Annotated in this window: 19 protein-coding genes; 10 read left to right on the top strand and 9 right to left on the bottom strand. The window is 60.2% G+C overall.

Annotated elements, in window-relative coordinates:
* Positions 1 to 37 precede the first annotated feature (37 nt).
* The 4 genes from ATY77_RS08355 to ATY77_RS08340 form a co-directional block, all read right to left on the bottom strand.
* Entirely contained in the window at positions 38 to 1,519 is a 1,482-nt protein-coding gene (locus tag ATY77_RS08355; protein ID WP_088686936.1) for a lipopolysaccharide biosynthesis protein, read from the bottom strand.
* Between the two features lie 78 nt (positions 1,520 to 1,597).
* Entirely contained in the window at positions 1,598 to 2,842 is a 1,245-nt protein-coding gene (locus ATY77_RS08350) for a glycosyltransferase family 4 protein (RefSeq protein ID WP_088686935.1), read from the bottom strand.
* Complete coding sequence (locus ATY77_RS08345; RefSeq protein ID WP_088686934.1) at positions 2,839 to 4,185, bottom strand: glycosyltransferase; 1,347 nt, start codon at positions 4,183 to 4,185, stop codon at positions 2,839 to 2,841. Before ATY77_RS08345 ends, ATY77_RS08350 begins: the two co-directional genes overlap by 4 nt.
* Positions 4,185 to 4,922, bottom strand: coding sequence for a Crp/Fnr family transcriptional regulator (locus ATY77_RS08340; protein ID WP_088686933.1), 738 nt, complete (start codon positions 4,920 to 4,922; stop codon positions 4,185 to 4,187). Before ATY77_RS08340 ends, ATY77_RS08345 begins: the two co-directional genes overlap by 1 nt.
* Before the next feature lie 457 nt (positions 4,923 to 5,379).
* Here ATY77_RS08340 and ATY77_RS08335 point away from each other — a divergent pair, with 457 nt between their 5' ends.
* The 5 genes from ATY77_RS08335 (at position 5,380) to ATY77_RS08315 (ending at position 11,871) form a co-directional block, all read left to right on the top strand.
* A complete protein-coding gene (locus ATY77_RS08335; RefSeq protein ID WP_088686932.1) occupies positions 5,380 to 6,081 on the top strand; it encodes a sugar transferase in 702 nt (233 codons plus the stop codon).
* Positions 6,082 to 6,198: 117 nt separating this feature from the next.
* A complete protein-coding gene (locus ATY77_RS08330; RefSeq protein WP_088686931.1) occupies positions 6,199 to 7,950 on the top strand; it encodes a cellulose synthase operon protein YhjQ/BcsQ in 1,752 nt (583 codons plus the stop codon).
* Entirely contained in the window at positions 7,947 to 8,960 is a 1,014-nt protein-coding gene (locus ATY77_RS08325) for a glycosyltransferase family 2 protein (protein WP_088686930.1), read from the top strand. Before ATY77_RS08330 ends, ATY77_RS08325 begins: the two co-directional genes overlap by 4 nt.
* 4 nt (positions 8,961 to 8,964) lie before the next feature.
* Positions 8,965 to 10,344, top strand: coding sequence for a polysaccharide biosynthesis/export family protein (locus tag ATY77_RS08320; protein ID WP_088686929.1), 1,380 nt, complete (start codon positions 8,965 to 8,967; stop codon positions 10,342 to 10,344).
* Positions 10,345 to 10,401: 57 nt separating this feature from the next.
* Positions 10,402 to 11,871 (top strand): hypothetical protein, encoded by a 1,470-nt coding sequence (locus ATY77_RS08315; protein ID WP_088686928.1) that lies wholly within the window; start codon positions 10,402 to 10,404, stop codon positions 11,869 to 11,871.
* Between the two features lie 65 nt (positions 11,872 to 11,936).
* Here the strand turns inward: ATY77_RS08315 and ATY77_RS08310 are convergent, their stop codons facing one another.
* Positions 11,937 to 12,236, bottom strand: coding sequence for a hypothetical protein (locus tag ATY77_RS08310; RefSeq protein ID WP_088672760.1), 300 nt, complete (start codon positions 12,234 to 12,236; stop codon positions 11,937 to 11,939).
* A gap of 268 nt (positions 12,237 to 12,504) precedes the next feature.
* Between ATY77_RS08310 and ATY77_RS08305 the strand changes: the two genes are divergently transcribed.
* Together ATY77_RS08305 and ATY77_RS08300 are read left to right on the top strand one after the other, a co-directional pair.
* Entirely contained in the window at positions 12,505 to 13,416 is a 912-nt protein-coding gene (locus ATY77_RS08305; protein WP_088672759.1) for a glycosyltransferase, read from the top strand.
* Positions 13,417 to 13,586: 170 nt separating this feature from the next.
* Positions 13,587 to 14,609 carry a glycosyltransferase family 2 protein gene (locus tag ATY77_RS08300; protein ID WP_088686927.1) on the top strand — a complete coding sequence of 341 codons (1,023 nt, stop codon included), beginning with the start codon at positions 13,587 to 13,589 and terminating at the stop codon, positions 14,607 to 14,609.
* 98 nt (positions 14,610 to 14,707) lie between these two features.
* On the opposite strand, the gene ATY77_RS08295 is transcribed toward ATY77_RS08300, so the two are convergent.
* Positions 14,708 to 15,454, bottom strand: a complete 747-nt coding sequence (locus ATY77_RS08295) for a Crp/Fnr family transcriptional regulator (protein ID WP_088686926.1) — start codon at positions 15,452 to 15,454, stop codon at positions 14,708 to 14,710.
* A gap of 452 nt (positions 15,455 to 15,906) precedes the next feature.
* Between ATY77_RS08295 and ATY77_RS08290 the strand changes: the two genes are divergently transcribed.
* On the top strand, positions 15,907 to 16,545 hold the full coding sequence (locus ATY77_RS08290) for a sugar transferase (RefSeq protein ID WP_088686925.1): 639 nt from the start codon (positions 15,907 to 15,909) through the stop codon (positions 16,543 to 16,545).
* A gap of 48 nt (positions 16,546 to 16,593) precedes the next feature.
* On the opposite strand, the gene ATY77_RS08285 is transcribed toward ATY77_RS08290, so the two are convergent.
* On the bottom strand, positions 16,594 to 16,893 hold the full coding sequence (locus ATY77_RS08285) for a hypothetical protein (protein WP_088686924.1): 300 nt from the start codon (positions 16,891 to 16,893) through the stop codon (positions 16,594 to 16,596).
* Positions 16,894 to 17,224: 331 nt separating this feature from the next.
* Positions 17,225 to 18,334 carry an acyltransferase gene (locus ATY77_RS08280; RefSeq protein WP_088686923.1) on the bottom strand — a complete coding sequence of 370 codons (1,110 nt, stop codon included), beginning with the start codon at positions 18,332 to 18,334 and terminating at the stop codon, positions 17,225 to 17,227.
* Positions 18,335 to 18,530: 196 nt separating this feature from the next.
* On the opposite strand from ATY77_RS08280, the gene ATY77_RS08275 reads away from it, so the two are divergent.
* Positions 18,531 to 20,843: a membrane-bound PQQ-dependent dehydrogenase, glucose/quinate/shikimate family gene (locus tag ATY77_RS08275; protein WP_088686922.1), complete on the top strand. Its 2,313-nt coding sequence runs from the start codon at positions 18,531 to 18,533 to the stop codon at positions 20,841 to 20,843.
* 68 nt (positions 20,844 to 20,911) lie between these two features.
* Here ATY77_RS08275 and ATY77_RS08270 read toward each other — a convergent pair whose 3' ends face one another.
* Positions 20,912 to 21,439 carry a L,D-transpeptidase family protein gene (locus ATY77_RS08270; protein WP_088686921.1) on the bottom strand — a complete coding sequence of 176 codons (528 nt, stop codon included), beginning with the start codon at positions 21,437 to 21,439 and terminating at the stop codon, positions 20,912 to 20,914.
* A gap of 161 nt (positions 21,440 to 21,600) precedes the next feature.
* Here ATY77_RS08270 and ATY77_RS33060 point away from each other — a divergent pair.
* Positions 21,601 to 21,941, top strand: a 341-nt coding sequence (locus tag ATY77_RS33060; protein WP_210199544.1) for a hypothetical protein, incomplete at its 3' end; no start/stop codon positions are given.

Below are 21,941 nucleotides of genomic sequence, written 5' to 3'. Positions count from 1 at the left end.
AACGCCAAACCCAATCGTTGGACTGCACCTATTTCCATCATGAGGTGAGAACCCCGCTTCGCCGCGGCGTCAGCCTTTGAACGACGATCGTCTCGATGCCGTCGGGCCTGCCGACGATCTGCCACAGCAGCAATGCGGAGGCCCAGAAAATCCCCACCGCCGCTCCGCCGCACAGCGCCAGGCCGGCGATGAGATTGAAGCCGACGGGCATGGCGGAGAGCATCGGCTGCACCCAGAGCAGGAAGACGATCATCGGCAGGCTCGCGGCCAGCGGACGGCAGAAGGAGCTCAGCTGCGCGACAAAACTCGCGCCGATCAGCCGCCGCGTGATAACGAGCGATGCGGCATAGGCGACGAGCACGGCCACGATCCGCGCCCCGAGCGCTCCCGCCACCTGAAAATAGGCGATGCCGAGGATGGTGACCGGCACCCGGACGGCGAATTCGACGAACATCCTCAGAGCCAGCGAACGGGTATTGTCCAGCACCATGGCCAAAGCCGGCATGATGTTGGTGGGAAGACCGAGCAGGCTGACGAGGCAGAGCCATTGCAGGATCGGCGCAGCCGATAGCCATTTCTCGCCGACGAGCACGCGCACGGTGGGCTCGGCGAGCATGGCAAGCGCGATGAGAATGGGCGCGGCAACGAAGGTGATCGCATTCGTCGCCTTCAGATAGGCAGTCACCAGATTGCGGCGGTCTTCGACGGTGGAAAATGCCGCCATCAGCGGGCGCAGCAGCGGCCCGACGAAGGTCTGGTACGGGATCCCGGCAATATTGTCGGCAACGCTGAAGGCGCCGAAGGTCGACAGGCCGGTGAAGCGCGGCAGCAGCAGCCGGTCGAGCTGCCAGTTGATCGAATTCAGCACCTGCGACACGGTGTTCCAGCTGATCATGTCCTGAAAGTGCTTCCATTCCGAAAGGCTAAAGGCCGGCCGCATCGGCGCAAAGATGTAGGAGGTGATCATCGCCGCGGTCGGGCCTGCGATCGCTCCGACCGCCAGCCCCCAATAGCTGCCGGTCGTCACCGCCACGCCGACACCGAACAGCAATGTCGATCCCTTGGTGATGAGGTCGAGCGCGAATTCGCGCTTGAAATCGAAACGCTGCATGAAGAGCACCATGCGCGGACTGATCATGCTGCGCATGGCAGGCGCGATCGAAAGCACGGCGACAAGGGCAAAGAGCCGGGAATCGTCGTAAATCAGAGCCATCGGCCAGGAAATGATGATCATCAGAAGGCTGATGGCTGCCCCCCGCAACAGGCTGAGGGTGAAGGCCGTGGCAAACATCTTGTCCGAAGGTGACGGCTGGCGCATCAGGGCCTGCGTCAACGGCAGGTCAAGCACCGTTTCGACGATCACCAGCACCGAGGTTGCAATGGCGACGAGGCCGAAATCCGCCGGGCTCAAAAGCCTCGCCAGAATAAGGAGACTGACGAAATCAAGCAGCCGGGCGAGGAATTTTCCGCTGATCGTCCAGATACTCGCCGTCGCCGTCCTCTGAGATACGCTTGACATGATCTGCTATCATTCCTCATCGACGGTGTGAGACGGTTTCGGTCGCGGCACCAAAACAGGCAGCTTCGTTCCCTGCCTTCAGCCCGGCCGTCTTCTGAAGATTTCGGCGGATCGGTCGCCATGGTTGGACAGCTGCTGCTCGATGAGGCTGGTCAGCCGGTCGCGGAACACGGCGGAGGAGAATTTCAGCGCGTGCGCGCGGATCGCATGCGGATCGATATCGTCCTCGACCTCTTCGAACGCCGCCATCGTTTCCAGCAGGGCTTCCGTCGTCTGTTCGGCAAAGCGGAACCCGACCTGCGGCGAGGAAACGGTTTCCCTGGCGCCGCCGGCGTCGAAAGCGAGAACCGGACGCCCCGATGCCATGGCTTCTACCGGCAGGATGCCGAAATCCTCGGTGCCTGGAAACAGGAGGGCGCGGCATCGCGACAGGTGATCGCGCAGCACGTTGAAGGGCTGGTGGCCGAGAAACTCGACGGTCGGTCCGGCAATCGACTTCAGATAAGCCAGCTGCTCTCCCTCGCCGATCACCACCAGCTTGCGACCGACTTCGGTGCAGGCGCGCACGGCGATATCCGGCCGCTTATAGGTCGTCAGCTGCCCGGCATAGAGATAGAATTCGCCTTTGCCTTTCCCCACCGCAAAATCGTCGGTCGCAACGGGCGGATGGATGACGACGGAATCCCGGTCGTAGAAACGCCGGATGCGGCTTGCGACATAGTCGGAATTGGCGACGAACGTATCGACCCGCAAGGCAGTCGTCACATCCCAGGCGCGCAGCATCGGCGCGGTGACCGACATCAGGGCGCGGCCGACCCAGGGAAGGCCATGGCGATAGACATGGAACTGATCCCAGATGTAGCGCATCGGCGAATGGCAGTAGCAGACATGCAGCGCGTCGGCGCGCGTGATGATGCCTTTGGCCGGACCGGATTCGCTCGACAGCACGAGATCGTAGTCCTGCAGATCGAACTGCTCGAGCGCAAAAGGCATCAGCGGCAGCATCTTGGTGTAATGCCGCTGGGCGCCGGGGATCTTCTGCAGAAAGGACGTGCGGATGTTGCGCGTCTTCAGGAAATCGCTGATGCGGTCCCGGTTGCAGACGAGCGTGAAAATATCGGCTTGCGGAAACATGCGGCACAGCTCTTCGACAACCTTCTCGCCGCCGCGCATTGAAACCAGCCAGTAATGCACGATGGCAACGCGAAGCTGCTTGCCATCGCTCGCGCTTCCGGCCTCCGCGACACGCCGTTTCGCCATGACGGGCGCATCGGTGAGAAACGCTCTCGCATCGGGAAGGGAGGTTGTTGCTTTAAGGGTCAACTGAATACTCCTTGTATCGCCGCACCGTTTGTCGGCTCGCGAACCGCATTCGTCGAAAGCAGGCTGTGATATTCGGCAAGAAGCGCGTCGCGCCATTCTTCATGTGTCGAGGCGAGATCGGGCGACATCAGGAAAGCCCGCTCGCTCATGGCGCGGACCTCATGCTTCGGCATCTGGCTGAATCGCGTCAGCGTATCGGCAAAGGCGCTTTCATCGGCCGTATCGCAGGCGAGCGCCATGCCGGCCCGCTCCATTTCCTCGGCCAGAAAGGCGCTGCCCGACATGATGACGGGCAGACCGCTCCGGGCCGCTTCGATCGCGACGAGACCGAAGGGCTCGGGATAGCGAGACGGCATCAGCAATGCGCGCGCCTTGCGGATGATCGGGCCGATCTCGGCATGCGACTGCCAGCCGAGCGCCCGGACGTGATCTCCGGAGGCCGCCACCTGCGGCATCAGCGGCCCGTCGCCGATCACGCAGAGCCTGACTCCGGCCCGGCGCGTGGCGGCAACGGCGTCTTCCACGCCTTTCTCCTCGTCCAGCCGGCCGATGAAGACGAACTCGTTGTTCGCCTCAGCCTCGATGCGCTTGATCGACAAAGGCGCGACGGGATTGCGGATCGTCGTCAGCCGTTCCGGCCGGTAGCCTGCGCCGACGAGGAAGCTCGCCATCTTCTCGTGTAGCAGGATGATCCGGCCGAACTCGGCCCGATCCCTCAGCAGCCGGAGGATGTTGGAGCCGCGGGCGACCCGCCATAATTTGTGCGAATAGCTCCGCTTGTCGCAGGCCGTCGCAAGGCAGCCGGCGCCGAGCGGGCGTTTAACGCAGGTCTGCTGAGACTGATAGTCGAAGAAGGCGCCGTTCGGACAGCCGGTGAAGAAATCATGCGCATGAACGACACACCGTTGGGCGACCGGCGCCAGCGCCTTGAAGAGCGCGGGAGACAGGATCTGATGCCAGCCATGGACGTGGTAGACGGTATGCGCGGTGTCGTTTGCCGCGATCCATTCCGCCACCATGCGCACGGCGGCGCTGTTATGGATGCCGGTCACGAAGGCTTTCGCGCGATCGGCGCTGAGCAGGTCACGGCTGTTGAGGCCGACCATCGAAACTCCGAGCGCGGCGAGTTCCGCATTGGCGGCGTCATCGCCGCAAATATAGGTCACCGGAATATCGAGGCCGCGAAAGAGCTTCGCCGACAATACCGCCAGCGCCGTCGCGCCGCCCCTGGCCGTCGAGTAATCGTCGATGACGACCACGCGATCGATCCTTGCCCTGCCGGGGCGGGGGAAACGGTTGACATTTGCGGCGAGTTTCAGGGCCTCAGGAAGCGATGGACGCATCACTTCACCGACATCGCGCCATTGGCACAGGCTTCCAGAGCCCTGCGGTTAAGGATGCGGATCCTGCCCTGCCCTCCGTCGATGATCTTGCTTTCCCGCAGGCGCCGCAGGCACTGGTTGACCTTCTCGCGGGACGCCGGCAGCGTCGCGGCCAGGTCGTTCTGCGAAATGATCAGTTCGTCGCCGCTGTTTGCCGCATCTTTCCCATAGACCGCGGAGAGCCGCAGCAGCGTGCTGGCCAGCCTCGACTGCAGCGTCGAGGCGGCATTTGAAATGATCCGTTGCTCGAGCTCCGAGATCCGTGCCAGCGCCCTGGAGAAGACCTTTTCGCGAAAGCAGGGGTCGCTGGCATACATGTCGCGCAGCAGCCGGCCTTCGAAGAAATGCAACTCGCAATTGGAGCCGGCCCGGTATTCCAGCGTCAAGGCCTGCCTACGCAGCACCTCGAGCTCACCGATGAGACCGGTTTTCGGAATGATCTCGACGATGAACTCCCGGCCGTCGGGAAGCATCGTGCTGGCGCTCACCAGCCCAGAATGCACCCGCGCGAAGGTATCGACGAGTACGCCCGCCCCGGCGATGATTTCGCCGCGGCGAAAACGTCGCACGCTCGAGCGGCGGGAAAGAAATTCATCGTCGAGGACAATGCGGCTGTTGAGATGAATGCCCCCTCCGGTCGCGATCGCGGCCTTGGCGATACCGATCCTGCGATCCGATAGATGCGTCGCCCGGTCCATGCGCAAACTCCCAATACTCGGATAACGATAGGTAATGCTGCACTGCATCATTTATATTGCGTTAATATCGAAGTCAAATAAAACAAACGCGACATAACGTAAAATTCAATTCTGTATCTGGTTAAAAATTAAATGCGGTAGAATAACATCTTAAAAAATTGGAATGCCTTCAAAACACAAAATACATATGCTCAATAAAACGGCTTTATGAACTAAAAATAAGCAATAACTTAAATGACAATGCCAACTTTATAAATTAGTGTCACATATTTTCCGCCAAAACCAAGACATATCACTGGCGAAACGAGAAAAAGGCTTACGGTGGGACAGTCGAAATTATCTTGAGCCGGTTAGTAGCATAAACAAATTGTTAAGGATTATGACCTTGGTAACAGACAACCAGAGTGCGGCGCAGCAAAGTTTGCACGGTTCTTGACCGATGTTTTGGAGGCGGCCGATGACATGGGAAGCACATAGCGTCGAGGCATGGTCGCGCGTCGAAGGCCCCGCGAACGGCGGCGGTCTTCATGCGTCCCGGCCTCGTGCAGCCGGCAAATCATCGAAGCGCGCGATAGATCTTCTCATCGCGGTTACCGCTCTCGTCCTGCTGTCCCCGCTTCTGTTGATCATCGCAGTGATCGTGAAGCTCAGCGATCGCGGTCCCGTCTTCTATTCCCACACGCGCATCGGCGCCGGCGGAGCAGCCTTCGGATGCCTGAAGTTTCGCACGATGAAGACCGATGCCAGTGCTCAGCTTGCCGAACTGCTGCAAAACAACCCGACTGCCCGCATCGAATGGGAAACGACACGCAAGCTGAAGGACGATCCGAGGATCACCGTCGTCGGCGATATCCTCAGGCGATCGAGCATCGACGAGCTTCCCCAGCTCATCAATATCGTGCGCGGCGAGATGAGCCTCGTCGGGCCAAGGCCGGTCACCGCCGAGGAATTGCCGCGCTATGGCGAGCATATGTGGGCCTATATGGCCGTCCGCCCGGGCCTGACCGGCCAGTGGCAGACCAGCGGGCGCAACGATGTCAGCTACGAGCACCGGATCTCCCTCGACGTCCACTATATCAACAACTGGTCGCTCGTCCGGGACTTCGTCATCATCGCCAAGACCATCCCCGCTCTGTTCTCGCAGCGCGGCTCGTACTGAGCATTCCGAGGGAGAGCGCCGATCATGCCCGAAATCGGAAGATGCTACTCCCCTCGTCCCTTCCAAGCAGCCAGTACCGCGTACCTCTGTAATCTCGCCATTTTGGACTAGGACGACATGACCTCAAGCACGATCTTCAGCGGTGTTTCTCCGATCTCCCTGCCTGCGGCCGCAGCCACTGGCGGCAATGCGCCGCTGACCCTGCGCGACATGCTCTTCTTCCTGAAGATGCGTTGGCCGTGGATCGCGGTGACGGCGGTCGTCTTCCTGATGATCGCCGCCAGCTACCTGCTGACGGCCAAACCCACTTTCGTTGCCAGCACCCAGCTGGTGATCTTTCCCCAGGTGAGCGGCACTGAAGCTCAAAGAGCCATCGCGGAGGACGCTTTCATCGAAGGACAGCTGGAAATCGCCGGCTCAACCGATGTCATCTCCGGCACGGTAAGGGCGCTGAATCTCGATAGCGATCCCGACTTTGTCGATTGGAAGCCCTCGCTGCTGGGTAGGGCAAAGGACTGGCTCCTGGGTATTTCTGCGCAAACGTATACGGCAGAGGACCTGAGCGAAACGCAAGCCAGACCACAGACCGAGGAGGAACGTCTCCACGACGTGACGGTCGCCACGCTGCTCAGCATGATGGACATACGCCGGATCGGCAATTCGACGGTCATCGAGATATCGGCTGCGGCATCGAGGCCCCAGAAGGCGGTCGCCATCGCCGATACGCTCGCCAGGCAGTATATCCAGAAGAACATCGCGATGAAGGCCGATGCCTCCCGCCAATATAGCGACTGGCTGGAAAAATTCCTGCGGGAGCAGCAGCGCGGACTGGCCGATGCCTCCAATGCCCTGAACACCTTCAACAGCAATCCGCGCGACCAGTTCAAGCTTGCCGAGCTGCAGAGCGCGACGGATGCCCGCCGCACCCTTTATGAAAGCACGCTGACCCAGCTGACCGAGGCCAAGCAGCGGATCACCTACCCAGTGTCCGACGCCACGATCGTCTCGCGGGCCACGCTGCCGCTGTCGAAGGCGCGGCCGCGCAGCACGCTCATCATGACCTTTGCCGGCGCAGTCGGCCTCGGCGCCGGCCTCGCGCTCGCCATGATCAGGCACGCCAGCGACCGCCGGATCGTCCGCCCCCACCAGATCGCCGACGCCGGCGGCCTGTCCTCAGTCACCTTGCTGGCGAGATCGACGAAGAGCCGGAACGGCCATCCGGCACCTTTCCGCGCCGCCGGCACGGACAGCAGCACCACGGCCGCCTATCCCGTCATTCCAGGCATGGCGGAATTGAGCGCAACCGTCATCGGTCTCCGGCGCAAGCGCCGCGTCGTCATCGGTATCGTTGCCGTCGACCCTGGCAGCGGCGCCTCGACCATTGCCTGCGAACTGGCGGTCCTGTCGTCGATATCGGGGGCACATACGCTGCTGATCGATGCAGCCGCGGACAAATCCTCGCTCAGCAAGTCGATCGCGCCCGACAGCTCAACAGGCCTCGTCGATGTGCTCGACAATGGCGAACTGATCCAGACGGCGGCCTTGCCCCTCACCCCGACGCTGAAATTCCTGCCGCTCGGCAAGGTGGAAGCGGTGACGCCGGCCATTCGCCTGAGCTCCCGCCGCACGCAGCTGAGCTTCGCCGACCTAAAAAAGGAGTTCGACGCCATATTCGTCGATATTTCCGCCTTCTCCGCTTCGCCCGATGCGAATGCGATCGCGCCGGAACTGGATGGCATCCTCGTGGTCACCTCGCATGGGCGCACCTCGATCGATGACACCGTGCGCGTCATCGACACCCTGCGCAATGTCGGCGCGGAGATCCTCGGCGCGATCATCAACAATGCACCGAAGAGAATAGAGTCATGATCTCGCCTTCGGCAGGAGCAACCCGGCAGATCGGACCAGCGCCATGGCCCTGCGGCGCGGAAGCCGCGGCGGAACGAGCAGGACACCCATTGCGAATCGCCTTGGGGATCGCCTCGGCGGGCCGCCCCTCGATCCTGCGCGACACCGTCGACTATCTCACAGGCCTGCCCCACCGGGCGGAACGGCTCATCATCTGCGTGCCCGCCGTTGAGGATGCTTCCGGCCTCGCCGGCCGCCGCGATGTGGAAGTCATCGTCGGCAGCCGCGGCCTGACCTGCCAGCGCAACAGGATCATTGAGGCCGCCGCAGCCGATACCGACGTCCTGATCTTCCTCGACGACGACTTTATTCCTTCCGCAAGCTTCCTGTCGCGCATGGCGGCCGTCTTTGCAGCCAGACCCGACGTCGCGATCGCCACCGGCGAGGTGCTGGCCGATGGCGTCCTCGATGGCGGGCTCGCTATGGCGCAAGCGCTGCAGGTCATCGAAACGGCCGGCGAAGGGGCCGAGCAGGTCACAGATGTCTACAACGCCTATGGATGCAACATGGCGGTCCGCCTTGCGCCCGTTCTGGAGAACGCTCTGACCTTCGACGAACAACTGCCGCTTTACGGATGGCTCGAGGATGTCGATTTCAGCCGGTCCATCGCCCGCTACGGCAGGTCTGTGCGCGTCGAAGGCGCCAGGGGCGTGCATCTCGGCGTCAGATCGGGGCGGCAGCCCGGCCGAAGGCTTGGCTATTCGCAGGTCGCCAACCCCGTCTACCTGATCCGCAAGGGCACCATGTCGAAAGGCCGTGCCCTCGCGCAGATCGGCCGCAATATCCTGGCGAATACGTCGGGCGCCCTGTTCAAGGACCGCCTGATCGATCGGTGGGGACGTTTGAATGGCAATTTGCTGGCGCTGTCCGATCTTCTCTTCGGCCGCGTCTCTCCGTCCCGCATTCTCGAATTCGGCAATCCCTCGCCGCGCGAGATGCCTTCGCCGTCGATCGCAACGAAACGGAGATAGACTGATGTCACGCATATCCTTGTCCGATCGCTTGATCTCCGCCTTGCTTGCGGTGCTGGCATTCTCCTGCCTGACCGGCTGGAATGTCGTCCATGCGCAAGGATTATCGCTCGTTCCGGAAGACAAGGTCAGATTGCGCGTCGTCGAATGGCGGTCGTCGGATTCCCGCTACGCCAGCTGGGAATCGCTCGACGGCGTCTACACCATCGATGATGCCGGCAACGTGTCGATCCCGATCGCAGGCCATGTGCAGGCCACCGGAAAGACCACCGAAGAACTCGCGGATGCGATCGCCAGCGCGCTCGCCGCGAAGGCGGCAATTCCCGGCAAGCCCTACATAGCCGTTGAGATCTCCGAACACGCGCCGATCTTCGTCAGCGGAACCGTTCAGAACCCCGGCCGCTATCCTTTTGAACCGAACATGACCGTGATGAAGGCCGTCAGCATCGCCGGCGGCTTCCTCAGGGAGCGCGAGGACAATACCTACTTCGAGCGCGACCGGATCCAGGCGGCCGGCGCCTACCGGACCGCCGTGCTGAACCGGCGCGATCTGCTGATGCGCCAAGCGCGCCTGCGCGCCGAAATCACAGGCGAGCAGAGCTTCGAGATCCCCGCCGAACTCGCCGGCACTCCCGATGTGGACAAGCTGAAGGCGCAGGAACTGAACCTGATGCGGCTGCGGCGCGTCGATATCGACAGCCAGATCGAAGCGGCGAATAACCTCACCCAGCTCTATGGGCAGCAGGTCGAATCGCTGGAGGCCAAGATCAGTTCGCAGAAGCGGCAGATCGATCTGGCCCAGAAGGAATTGAACAACGTCAACAGCCTGGTGAGCAAGGGTCTGGTCAGCAACTCCCGCCAGGTTTCGGTCGACCGCTGGGTCGCGGATGCGCAGGGCACCCTGATCGATCTCGAAGTTGCCCTCACTACGGCCCGCCAAGGCCAGAGCGAGGCCGATCGCTCCAAGATCAATATCGTCAACCGGCAGAACAGCGAAAACCAGGAGCTTCTGAACCAGGTCAACCTCGCAATCGGCAGAGCGGCGATCGATATCCAGGTCGCCCAGCTTCTCGGCGAGCAGGCAGGCTATAACGCTCAACTCGCCCAGATCCACGCGGAGACGCCGGGTCTCGGCAGAGCGCAGAAGAATTACAAGATCGTGCGCCGCAATGACGACGGCACCTATCGCGACATTGTGGCGGATGCGCAAACCGCATTGCTGCCGCATGATCTCGTCGAGGTCGGCCTGGACACGAGCCTTCCGACAACGCCTTCCCAGCCTGAGAACGCGCCGCAAAAACAGAGCTCGGCAGCGCCGCTGTCCGATGTGGCCGGCGACAATCGGGCGGCTTCCGGCTGGATATCCCAGACGGGATCCAATTAGGAGGCGGCGGTGGTGATCGACGACAACTGGCGGCGTTCGCCTCGCGGGATCTGAAGCATGTCGATAGAACCGATCGGCTTCCTCGTTCTGCTGCTTGGCATGCTCAGCATGCTCCATGGCGCACGTTTTGCCATCACGGCCCTTTGCCTATCGAGCCTGCTCGGAGCTGCAGCGGCTTTGCAACTGCCCGCGCTTGGCGGCAGCAGCATTCAGCCGAGCCATCTTCTGGTGCTCTTTCTCGTCATGACGGCCCTGCTGCGCCCGGTTCAGACGCAGGCGACGCTTTCCACTTTGGCCTATCCGGGACCGGGCTTCTGGTTCGCCTGCTACATCCTGTTCTCGGTGGTGTCGTCCTTCTTCCTGCCGCGTATCTTTGCCGGTGCGACCCTCGTCTACTCCTCCGCCAGAGACGCCTCGGGCATGATGTCGACGGTGGCCGCGCCCCTGGCTCCTGGCTCGTCCAATCTCAGCCAATCCGTCTATCTCCTTGGCGACCTCGCCTGCTTTGCCGTCGTCGCCGGGTTTGCGCGGCTCGGATACGCTCGTTTCATCGCCCAACAGCTGATCGTCGCGTCGCTCGTATGTTTCGCCTTCGCGCTGATCGACATCGCAACATTCCAGATCGGCCAGTCCCAACTGCTCGACATCATCAGAAACGCGAATTACACGATGCACACGGCCGAGGCGATCCACGGCTTTAAGCGGATCGTCGGCCCGTTTCCCGAAGCGAGCATCTACGGCGCCGTCGCGCTGGCCTATTTCGCCTTCACGCTCATGCTTTGGCTGGAACGCGTGGAAAGCCGCATGGCAGGGCTCGCAGCTCTCCTCATCGTCCCGACGATCGTCCTTTGCACCTCGACAACCGCCTATGTCGCTGGCGCCTTCGTCGTCTGCATGTTCATGCTGTTCTGCCTGAAACGGCTGATCGGAGGGCCGGCCGCGACGCCGCACCTCACCTTCCTGGCGATCACGCTGTTCTTCATCCCCTGCGCCATCATCGCGCTCAGCCTCGTCCCCGATGCCTGGGATGCCATTTCAGGTCTCCTCGCCACGACCGTATCGGACAAGCTTCAATCGCAATCCGGCGAAGAACGCACCGCCTGGAACACGCTGGCGCTAATCGCATTCGTCGACACCGCCACTTTCGGCGCCGGTCTCGGCACCGTCCGCGCCTCCAGCTTCATTGCAGCATTGCTGTCCAATGTCGGCTTGACCGGCACGCTCCTGTTCGTCGCCTTCGTCTACAGTCTGGCAAGAGCGTCCGGCCGATACAAGTTCGGCGATCGGGAGACGCATGCGATCGGAAACGCCGCGGTCATGGCATCCATCGCGCAGATCGGCTCTGCGGCCATATCGGGCAGCGGCACGGATCTCGGCCTGCTGTTCAGCACCACTGCGGGGCTTGCCGCAGGCTGCCTGGCTAAACCTTACATCCCGCGGCATCGGACGGCCCGCTCGGCCGCGAACCGCCGCTCTCTGGAGGCATCGGCATCTCTTATGAGAGCGCCGATGGGTTCAGCCCGATGAGAACCGCTGAGAACCTTCGTGATGTCCCTGAAAGGCAGCCCGGCACGTTGCAGGATGTCCCGACGTCAGCCTTGCTGGCGTTCGCTGGCGGCAGAAACACTGTCTGCGACGGAATTGTTTTCGCGCAGTCTGGCGTTTCTGCGCACGAGCCCCGAGAGAAACACGCCGGAGAGATAGCCGATTTCCATGAGCACGAGGATCGCAATGGCGGAGCCCAGTGCCGCAAGCACGGAAGCCTCGTCCGCGAAAACCACGCTGCCGACGCCGATTGCCACAATGAATGCAAAGATCACGAAGGCCCAGGCGCGGATGGAAGCGCCGGCAACTATCGAAACCACGGCGGCAATGAGCGCAGTGATCAGCATCGCGAAATCCCTTCTCTCTGCATCCCGGTCCGGATCGCCGCACCAGGGGACCAGATGTCGAAACACAGCCTCATCGCAGGCAGGCCATTCTGCATGGTGACCATCTCAACAATGAAACAACCATTAGCAGCCGGACGTGGGTTGGCCGACGCGCAGGCCGCATTGCGGCAGTATATACCGCACCAGGCTTTCCTACGACAGCCCCATCGGCTCAATCAACAACTGTTCCCTCGACTTCGCGGTTGCGGACGATCGAAAGGGTGAGGCCATGAACAACCAATGCATCGTCTACGTCACGGACGTCGAATATTCGTTTCCGACCATTCTGTCGGCGCTTCAGGCCCGCAAATTTGCGAGCCTTGCGAGCGATGTCTGCGTTCTCATGTCGGAATACCTTGAGAATTTCGACGAATTGAAGAGCCTGCTCGCGGCAAGCGGGGTGGAACTGATCGATGCCACCGAAGCGCTGCAGGCTTCGCTCGGCAAGCTCGACGGCGCGCATTTCCAGGGGCGCATCAGTGTCAGCACGATGGCGAAGCTGGTCCTCTGCGAGGTGCTGCCGGCCCACTATACCCAGATCATCTACCTCGACGGCGACACCCAGATCGTCAGCGATCTCGGTGAATTCGAAAGCGCCGCCGTGCCCGAAGGCCGGTTTTTCGCCGCACGCGATTATACGGCCATCCATGATTTCCTCGCCACGGGAAAGGACAGCCATTATTTCAATGCCGGTGTCCTGAAATTCCATCGCAACGGCTGGATCGGGCAGGAGGCGCTCGAGCTTTTTGCCAAAAATCCGGAAGCCTGCGACGGCAAACATGATCAGGGAGCATTGAACTATGTTTGCGGGTCCGCGCTCATCCTGATCTCGAACCGCTGGAACTTTCCCAAGCAGTTCCTCCACCTGGTGGACATGTCGTCCTTGTCGATCGTCCACTACATGGCGCATCCGAAGCCATGGCATGGAACCTTCTTCCCGTGGAGCGACACGGAGAGCCAAGTCTATGTCGATCTGCGCAAAGCCCACCCGATCTACAACGCCCTCTACCGCGGAATAAGTTTCGACCGAAAAATACTCTATAAATATCGCTCGATGCGGGCGCGCATGAAGCACGCCGTTCAAAGGGAGCAGCCCAATCCGCGCGTCCAGACCCTGCTGGTCGGTGATTACATCGTATGATGAAGCGGATCGATCCAACGGAGGGCGAATCTCCTGGCGATGTCAGCGGACCTAATCGGGCGGAACGCGGGATCGCCGCCTCCCGCGTGGATACGGGCATAAACCCAGATCGTCATCCGGGAGCAAAAAGGGAGAATGCGCCCTTGCGGCGTGCATGTTCGGGGGAGACCATGGGTTATAGGGCTTCCGTCGCCAGCATCTCCCATTATGTAAAAGCCCGCTTGCGCCGGTCGCTTAAGGCCCGGCAGCTTCGCTACGACCTGCTGCGCAACGGGCTCAAGCAGGCGCGCCACGTCGTCATATGCGTCATCCGCGACGAGGGACACCGGCTGGCGTTCTTCCTGCAATATTACCGCGATCTCGGCTTCGAGCACTTCATATGCATCGACAACGGCTCGACCGACGGCACGATCGAGTTGCTCTCCGGCTTCGAGGATGTCTCTCTTCTTTCCGCCCACGGCTCCTACAAGGCGGCCAGATTCGGGAACGACTGGATCAACGAAGTCATCAACCGCCACTGCCGGGACAAGTGGGTCCTCTATGTCGATGCGGATGAGTTTCTGGTCTATCCGCATTGCGATACCCGGCCGATCGACCAATTGACCACTTACATCGATTCCATGGGCGGCCATTCCCTCCGTTCCGTCATGATCGACATGTACAGCCCCCATCCGGTCCTCGAAAACATATGCGAGCCCGGCCGGAACCCGCTCGAGATCTGCAATCTTTTCGACCGGTCCGGCTATGTCGCGCATTTCGACGAGAGCAACTGGACGATATGGATCAAGGGCGGCGTTCGCGGGCGCGTCTACTTCCAGGACAGGATCTGGGACGGCCCCGCCCTCAACAAGATCCCGTTGGTCTATGTGGATGGCGAACGCCTGTTTCTGAAGTCGTCGCACCAGGTCTGGCCGCTTGCCCTCAATCTGGGCGATATGCGCGGCGCGCCCGGTGTATCGGGCGCGCTCCTGCATTTCAAATTCCTGTCGACCTTCGTGCACAAGGTCGCCGATGCCGCGCACCGGTCGCAGCATACGGAAGAATATACGGTCTATTCCTCGGCCAAGGAGATGGATCACTTCGTGTATGACGACACCGGCACCTACAGAAGCTGGAAGGATCTGTCCGATCACGGATTGATCCAGGGCGAAGGCTGGAAATACTGGAGGAATGCTTCGGAGAGCGAAGTCTGAAGCAATTCTTCAACGCAAGTTTCCAATCCATTCCATAAGAAACCCGCCGGACGGCGGGTGTATAGGGTTTTTCGGCTACTTCATTCTGCAATAACGCCTCAGGCAGCCGCACCCTCGGCATAGGCTTCCAGCACCTTGCGATTGAGAATTCGGATTTTACCCTGCGTCCCGTCGAGCACCTTGCTCTCGCGCAAGCGCCTCAGGCACTGATTGACCTTTTCACGCGACGCCGGCAGCGTCGCGGCGAGATCATTTTGGGAAATCAAGAGCTCGTCGCCGCTATTGCCCGCCTCCGTTTTGTAAACGGCGGAAAGACGCAGCAGCGTCCGGGCCAGTCTCTGCTTCAGGCTGGAGCCGGCGTTGGAAATGAGACGCAGTTCGAGTTCGGAAGCTCGAGCCAGCGCCTTCGACAGGATCTTCACCTGAAATTGCTGGTCGTTGGCACACAATTCCCTGAGCAGGCGGCCGTCGAAGAAATGCAGCTCGCAATCCGAAGAGGCTCTATATTCGAGGCTGAGCGACTGTTTGCGCAACACTTCCAGTTCGCCGATCAACCCGCCCTTCGGAATGATCTCGACGATGAACTCGCGCCCATCGGGAAGCGGCGTGCTTGCACTCACCATTCCGCGCTGGACGCGGGCGAACATATCGATGAGGACGCCGGCGCCGGCAATAACTTCGCCTCGGCGAAACTTCCGAACACTTGTCCGGCAAAACGGGAATTCGTGATCCAGATCGGCCCTGCCGCCGTATTCGATACGTCCAGCTCCTGAAGTAACCGCTTCGCCTATACGCGCCGCGCTCCCGCCAGTCCTGTCTGCTCTGATATTAATTACCCCGTCCATACGCGCAACCTCACGCAGACTACTTAATTTATTTTCAGCAGCGACATTCCTAATCGGTTAGATTGCAAAGTCAAACAATAATAAGATAAAGTTCCCGTGCTGAAACTATACATAAAAATGACGATTGCTCATATTTATATATAATAATAACCGAATCGAATTCTATCTACAGGAAAACCGTAGAAGGCGGCGCGACAATTTATACAATTCCTATCGACCAGCTAGCGATAACATTCGATCCAACAATGTCCTCTAAGTAACCTTAACAAACGAAAAGCACCCAGGAATATCCGCAAGTCGCTTCGCATGCCATAGGCAATACTTTAAATATCCAATTGATTACTTTTATGAGCGAAGAATTTACCATAGGATATGACCATGGTCACAGACATGATATCTGCATTAAAACAAGCTTTGGCTGTGCTTTCTGCGAATATGTAACGGAGACACGGATGGCGGGAAAAAATCAGGGGATCGATGCCAGCGAACCTTGGCGGGACTTTGCCAAGGCCCCCAACTCGTCACAATCCCATACGATCAGCAGAATTCTGAAGCGCGCATTGGACATCGTCGTTGCGGCTAGCCTCTTGTTACTTCTGGCGCCGTTGTTTCTGTTGGCGGCAATTATCGTCACGCTAAGTGACGGCGGGCCTGTTTTCAATCGCCATCTTCGGGTTGGTTATAAGGGAAGAGAGTTCTGTTGCCTCAAGTTTCGCACGACAAGAGCCGACGCGACGCCAAACCCGCATGTCACCATCGTCGGCGATATCCTGAGGAGATCGAGCCTCGATAAGCTTCCGCAATTGATCAATGTGTTGCTGGGTCGAATGAGCCTGGTCGGCCCCCGCGCCGTCACTGGGGAAGAACTGCTACGGTATGGCGAACATGCCTATGCCTATATGTCGCTCCGTCCTGGCCTGACCGGCCATTGGCAGACCGGCGGGCGCGGCGAACCCAGCTACCAGAACGGGCTTTCCCTCGATATCGAATACCTGTCCAACTGGACGCTCGCCTGGGATTTCGTGATCCTGGGAAAGACCCTTTCCGCCCTCATCTCCCGGCACGCTCTATTGCCGAGGCTGGACTCCTGAAAAAATGTCCCGCAAGACCAGCTCGCTTATCGTATAGGTGAGATGGCCCTACCCGTGCGGACGTTTGCCTGTCGCATGCGAACGGTCGGCAATGGCGTTCTTTTTCCGGCGCCTTTGACTATGCCCCCAAAGGGAGAAGGCGAAGAGGCCCGCGAGATAGCAGATCTCCATCAGCACAAGCAGCTTGAGGGAGGAAACGATCCCTTCCGTCAGCGAAGAGCCCTTCAGCAGGATCACGACGCCGAAGGCAGCCATTAGAAAAAATGCAAAAATTGCGAAAGCCCAGGCGCGAATGGTCGCTCCGGCGGCAATGGAGACGGCGACCACGATAAGCGCGCTCTTCAGCATTGTTACCCCTCTCTTCACGCCTCCTTCAAGCTTCCGCCAGCCCTCAACGGCACGACAAAAAGCCAAAGTCGAAACGAAGTTCGATCAAAGTATTTTATCGGTTATTGTTAAAATATTGCTAAGCCGAATGAACAGGTCGATCAAACCACCTTTGAGATAGTCGACTATTCATCCCGAGAAGACGTCCTCAGCATTCCCAACCGGCAGATCTGCCTGCTGAGAGAACCTCATCTGTGCAATCATCCAAGCGCAACGAAACAGGGCTCGCCGTGATGGCGAGCCCTGCTGATCTCTGACAATTGCGATGAAGTTGGCGGCGGTACCGGGGAACCTATTTCGAGATCGCGCCGGCCAATTCCCGTTTCGTGCCGTATTGCAGCCGAAGGTTTTCGAGCCAGGTCACCTGTTTGCGCAATTTCAATGCCGGCTTTTCGATGTATCTCCACGAAACGGCGGCAAAGCCGGTGGCAATGACGCTGCAGACGATGCCGTTCAGCCACCAATTATGCGCCCAAGGCCCGAGTGCCACGAAGGCCTGCTGGATCGGATAGCCATAGAGGAAGACGCCGTAGGAATAATCGGCCCCGCGCAGGATGCCGAGTTTGGCGGGCGATGTCAGGCCGAGGAAGACCGTGACATATCCCATGGCGGGAATGGCAACGAAATCCCCTAGGGATGTGAACCAGTAAGCGCCGAGGATGAGTGCCACAGAGGCCAGGAATATCCTGACATCCCAGAGAACCCTATCCCTGTAGAGATAAAAGGTCACCCCGACGAGAAAAGCGCAAATGAGGAGATTGCCCGATGCAGTGGTGGGCATATCGGCCCAGCCGCTGCCGTGCTTCCAGTAGCGGGCGAGAGCGAAGGCTATGATCAGCGCCGGCGTTACGATGAGGGCAATCACGCGCCGCCTGACGACGCCGAGCAGGAAGAGCGCGGCGATCACGATGTAGCATTCGAGCTCGAAAGGCACCGTCCAGAGCTGTCCGTTCACCATCGCGGCGTCGGGATTGTCGAGGAACACGCCCGGAAGATTGAAGTGAATATGGCCAGTGACATTCATCAGATAGGTAAAGAACTGCGGATCGGTGAAGTAGTCACTCAGGTCATACTCTGTATAGATCGCTCCGAGTATAAAGGCAGCCAGCAATACCTCTACCGTAAGAGCCGGATAGATCCGGATAAACCGGTTGCCCAGGAAGGAAATCAATGTCTTCGATCGTTCAAGACTGCCAGCCACCAGGAACCCGCTCAGGACAAAGAACATGGGCAGCACTGATTTGATGAAGGGTCTGAAGGGCGACTCCCAGAGAAACAGGTCATCGCCATATGTGACGCGCGCCGTATGTATCCAAAGCACTGAAAAAGCTAACAGTAATCGCATGTAGTCGAATCCTGTCGGACGCCCGTTCGCCAGATCAAGCTTTTCCCCGAGAAACATCTGTGCCCCTTTCAGAAGTATCGACGCAATTGGATTGGCAGGCTGCTGCCGCAGAACGACTGCGGCATCATTGCCGGCTCGGCGGCACGTGTCAGTGACCAGAGGTACATCAGTTAAAAATTGGACGAGCGGCCCTCCCGAAACGAAGCTGGAGATGAGAACTGGCGATCGGACAGCACATTGGATGAGGAGATCCATGAAATTTCTTGCCATGCTTTTCTGTAGTGTTCTCGCCTTTATCGGATTGGGATTGGCGGGGGCCGGCATCTGGCTGCTCAGCCTCGGCGGCTCGCCCTATTACGCACTCGCCGGCCTTGCCTATCTGGCTGGCGCCTTGCTGCTGTGGCGCCGGAAGGCTTCGGGCAGCCTGATCGTCCTGCTTGTCGCCATTTTCACCGTTCCCTGGGCGCTGTGGGAGTCCGGCTTCAATTTCTGGGCGCTCTTCGCGCGGCTGATGTCCCCTCTGGCGCTGGCAGGCTTTGCGCTTCTCTTTGCCCCGTCGCTTTGCCCGACGGTCAGTCGCAGGCTCTCCTATGGCGGCGCACTGGTCGCAGCAATCCTGTTCGTCGGCGGTTTCAGCCTCGCTTTCACGCCGCATGGGGTCATTCGCCCTTCGGTCGACATTCCCGCCTATAAGACCGCCACGGGCGACAATGCGCCGGCTGACTGGACATCCTACGGCCGCACCACGGCAGGAGATCGCTACTCTCCCTTCGATCAGATCAACCGCGCCAATGTTTCCACGCTGGATCTCGCCTGGACCTCTCGCACCGGAAAGAGCGAGGGCGCCGATCAGAACACGCCGCTGCAGATCGGCGATACTGTTTACACCTGCACGCCGACCAACGTGATTGCAGCGCTCGATGCGGATACCGGCAGGCCACGCTGGACCTTCGATCCCAAGGCGGCGGCGCCCTATTGGCAGCGCTGCCGCGGCCTCGGTTACTATAAGATGCCGGCGGAGGCTCAATCGGCCGACGGTCTCTGCAACGAGCGCCTGGTGCAGACGACGATCGATGCCCGCCTGCTGGAGATAGACAGCAGAACCGGAGCGCCGTGCAGGGGCTTCGGTGACAATGGCACCGTTCAGCTTTCCCAGGGCATGGGCGAGGTCAAGACAGGCTATTATTTCCAGACATCGGCGCCGCTGATCGCCCGCGATCTGATCGTCATCGGCGGCTGGGTCACCGACAATCAGGAGGTCGGCGAGCCCTCCGGCGTCATCCGCGCCTTCAACGTCGTCACCGGCGAGCTCGAATGGGCGTGGGATCTCGGCAACCCTGAGATCACCAAGCTTCCGCCCGAGGGCCAAACCTACACGCGGGCCACCCCCAACATGTGGACCACGGCCGCCTTCGACGACAAGCTCGGCCTCATCTATGCGCCGCTCGGCAACACCACGCCGGATTATTACGGCGTCAATCGCCCCGCTTTCGCCGACCAATATAACGCGACCCTGGTTGCGCTCGATGTGACGACGGGCCGGGAACGGTGGAAATTCCAGACCGTGCATCACGATATCTGGGACTATGACCTGCCGGCCCAACCGGCTCTGATCGACCTGCCGGACGGCAATGGCGGCACGGTGCCCGCCCTCTTGCAGACCACCAAGCGAGGGCAACTGTTTCTGCTCAACCGCCAGACCGGCGCCCCGCTTGCCGAGGTCCAGGAGAAGCCGGTGCCGCAGCAAGGAGGCGCGCCGGATGAAAAACTGTCTCCGACCCAACCCTATTCCGTCGGCATGCCGACGATCGGCGCGGAGCGCGTGACCGAACAGACGGCCTGGGGCCTGACGATGTTCGACCAGTTGGCCTGCCGCATCGCCTATCGAAAGATGCGCTACGACGGCGATTTCACCCCGATCGGCATCCAACCGACGATCCAGCAGCCCGGAAATCTGGGCGGTCTCAACTGGGGAAGCGTCTCCGTCGACCTGCCCAACAACCGGGTCTTCCTGAACGATATCCGCGTGCCGAGCATTTTCGCGCTCGTTCCGCGCAACGACTATGTCGACTTTGCCTTGACCACGACCGCCCACGGCCCCTCCGCCCCGCAGCGCGGCACACCCTATGGCATGAAAACCGAGATGTGGACCTCGAGGCTCCGCGTCCCCTGCACGCAACCGCCGTTCGGCACGGTGACGGCCGTCGATCTCAACACCCACAAGATCGCATGGCAGGTTCCGGCCGGGACCGCCGAAGAGCTCGGACCGTTCAAGATCAAGACCAATCTGCCGATGCCGATGGGCCTGCCGAGTTATGCCGGCACATCGGCAACCGCCGGCGGCGTTGTCTTCTTCGCCGGCTTCCAGGATTATTACATCCGCGCCTATGATGCCGAGAACGGTTCGGAGCTCTGGAAATATCCCCTACCCGTCGGCTCGAGCGCGACACCGATGACCTACGTCTCGCCGAAGACAGGCAAGCAATATGTCGTGATTTCAGTCGGCGGGGCGCCCTATTCAAAGGATGTCGGAGACTACGTTCTCGCCTTTGCCCTAAAAAACTGAGATCGGCCGCGTACTGTCCGGCAGGCGTGGGAACCCGTGCCGGACAAGCTCGCCGCTATCATCGGCGCTTACCCCTTGATTTCAACGGGCGTACCGTCCGGCACCACCCGCCAGATCTCTTCCATCTCGACATTGGTGATGGCAACGCAGCCGGCCGTCCAGTCCACCCAGCGGTGGAAAGTGCCGACCCAGCCAAGACCGTTGCGGATGCCGTGGATCATGATGTCGCTGCCGGGCTTCTCGCCCCGCGCCGCAGCAGCGGCAACATCCCGGGCATCGGGATAGCTGATGTGAAGAGAGAGGTGGAAGGCGCTGCGCGGATTGCGCCCATCGATCCGGTAATTGCCCTCCGGCGTCCTGTTGTCCCCCTCCCGCGTCTTCGCCTCAGGGCCGCCACGCCCCAGCGAAACCGCATAGGTTCGCAGCGCCTGTCCGCCGCTGAACAGCGTCAGGCTATGGCTCGTCTTGTCGATGAGAACGGCATCTGCCTTCACATCGGCAGGCAGCGGCGGCTCAGCGCCGCCGCCGAGAATAGCAATCCCCCCAATCGCCGCCGCCCCCGCTCCGACGATAAATATCAACGGCCTCAACTTCATCGACAGCCCCTCGCCACCGTCCCCGCGCAAATCGCACACGCAACACGGGCAAAACAAAATGTCTTCAGTGAGGCCAGGAACAGCCGTCGAATTTCCCCGCGGTCATCTTGCCGCCTGGCTTCGCTCACGATGGGTTCTTGAGGCGCTGGGAGGACTGCAAGTTGGTATCCAATAACGCCAAAAGCCCGCTGTGTGGCGGGCTATTTGTTTGGTTGCGGGTTCAGGCTTTGCCGCGTTCGCTACGCTCACCCTTCAGGTTATGGTCCGCAGGACGAGGAGCTACCATCGCCAGTGGAAGCGAAGCTTTCACGCCCGCGATAACTGCTGTCTTTATTTTCGGAGATATTAGGGAAGGGAAAGGATTGGTTGCGGGGGCAGGATTTGGAGGTTTTCTGTCCCGCTTCGTCGGCTTTGCCTCCTTGCGGGCCCCTGAAGAGGCGTTCACTCCTCGACCCGTTACCAAACAAAAAGCCCGCACGAGGCGGGCTATTTGTTTGGTTGC

This window comes from Rhizobium sp. R634 (assembly GCF_002211305.1).
Taxonomy (GTDB): domain Bacteria; phylum Pseudomonadota; class Alphaproteobacteria; order Rhizobiales; family Rhizobiaceae; genus Rhizobium.
Note: the sequence above shows the minus strand (reverse complement) of the source record. Positions and strands in the feature narration are given on the sequence as shown.

Excerpts from the sequence above, each read along its gene's own strand:
- ATY77_RS08315 (WP_088686928.1), top strand. The coding sequence starts at position 10,402 with ATGTCGATAGAACCGATCGGCTTCCTCGTTCTGCTGCTTGGCATGCTC.
- ATY77_RS08270 (WP_088686921.1), bottom strand. The coding sequence starts at position 21,439 with ATGAAGTTGAGGCCGTTGATATTTATCGTCGGAGCGGGGGCGGCGGCG.
- ATY77_RS08340 (WP_088686933.1), bottom strand. The coding sequence starts at position 4,922 with ATGGACCGGGCGACGCATCTATCGGATCGCAGGATCGGTATCGCCAAG.
- ATY77_RS08335 (WP_088686932.1), top strand. The coding sequence starts at position 5,380 with ATGACATGGGAAGCACATAGCGTCGAGGCATGGTCGCGCGTCGAAGGC.
- ATY77_RS08355 (WP_088686936.1), bottom strand. The coding sequence starts at position 1,519 with ATGTCAAGCGTATCTCAGAGGACGGCGACGGCGAGTATCTGGACGATC.
- ATY77_RS08320 (WP_088686929.1), top strand. The coding sequence starts at position 8,965 with ATGTCACGCATATCCTTGTCCGATCGCTTGATCTCCGCCTTGCTTGCG.
- ATY77_RS08280 (WP_088686923.1), bottom strand. The coding sequence starts at position 18,334 with ATGTTTCTCGGGGAAAAGCTTGATCTGGCGAACGGGCGTCCGACAGGA.
- ATY77_RS08295 (WP_088686926.1), bottom strand. The coding sequence starts at position 15,454 with ATGGACGGGGTAATTAATATCAGAGCAGACAGGACTGGCGGGAGCGCG.
- ATY77_RS08285 (WP_088686924.1), bottom strand. The coding sequence starts at position 16,893 with ATGCTGAAGAGCGCGCTTATCGTGGTCGCCGTCTCCATTGCCGCCGGA.
- ATY77_RS08345 (WP_088686934.1), bottom strand. The coding sequence starts at position 4,185 with ATGCGTCCATCGCTTCCTGAGGCCCTGAAACTCGCCGCAAATGTCAAC.
- ATY77_RS08300 (WP_088686927.1), top strand. The coding sequence starts at position 13,587 with ATGGGTTATAGGGCTTCCGTCGCCAGCATCTCCCATTATGTAAAAGCC.
- ATY77_RS08330 (WP_088686931.1), top strand. The coding sequence starts at position 6,199 with ATGACCTCAAGCACGATCTTCAGCGGTGTTTCTCCGATCTCCCTGCCT.
- ATY77_RS08310 (WP_088672760.1), bottom strand. The coding sequence starts at position 12,236 with ATGCTGATCACTGCGCTCATTGCCGCCGTGGTTTCGATAGTTGCCGGC.
- ATY77_RS08325 (WP_088686930.1), top strand. The coding sequence starts at position 7,947 with ATGATCTCGCCTTCGGCAGGAGCAACCCGGCAGATCGGACCAGCGCCA.
- ATY77_RS08290 (WP_088686925.1), top strand. The coding sequence starts at position 15,907 with ATGGCGGGAAAAAATCAGGGGATCGATGCCAGCGAACCTTGGCGGGAC.
- ATY77_RS08275 (WP_088686922.1), top strand. The coding sequence starts at position 18,531 with ATGAAATTTCTTGCCATGCTTTTCTGTAGTGTTCTCGCCTTTATCGGA.
- ATY77_RS08305 (WP_088672759.1), top strand. The coding sequence starts at position 12,505 with ATGAACAACCAATGCATCGTCTACGTCACGGACGTCGAATATTCGTTT.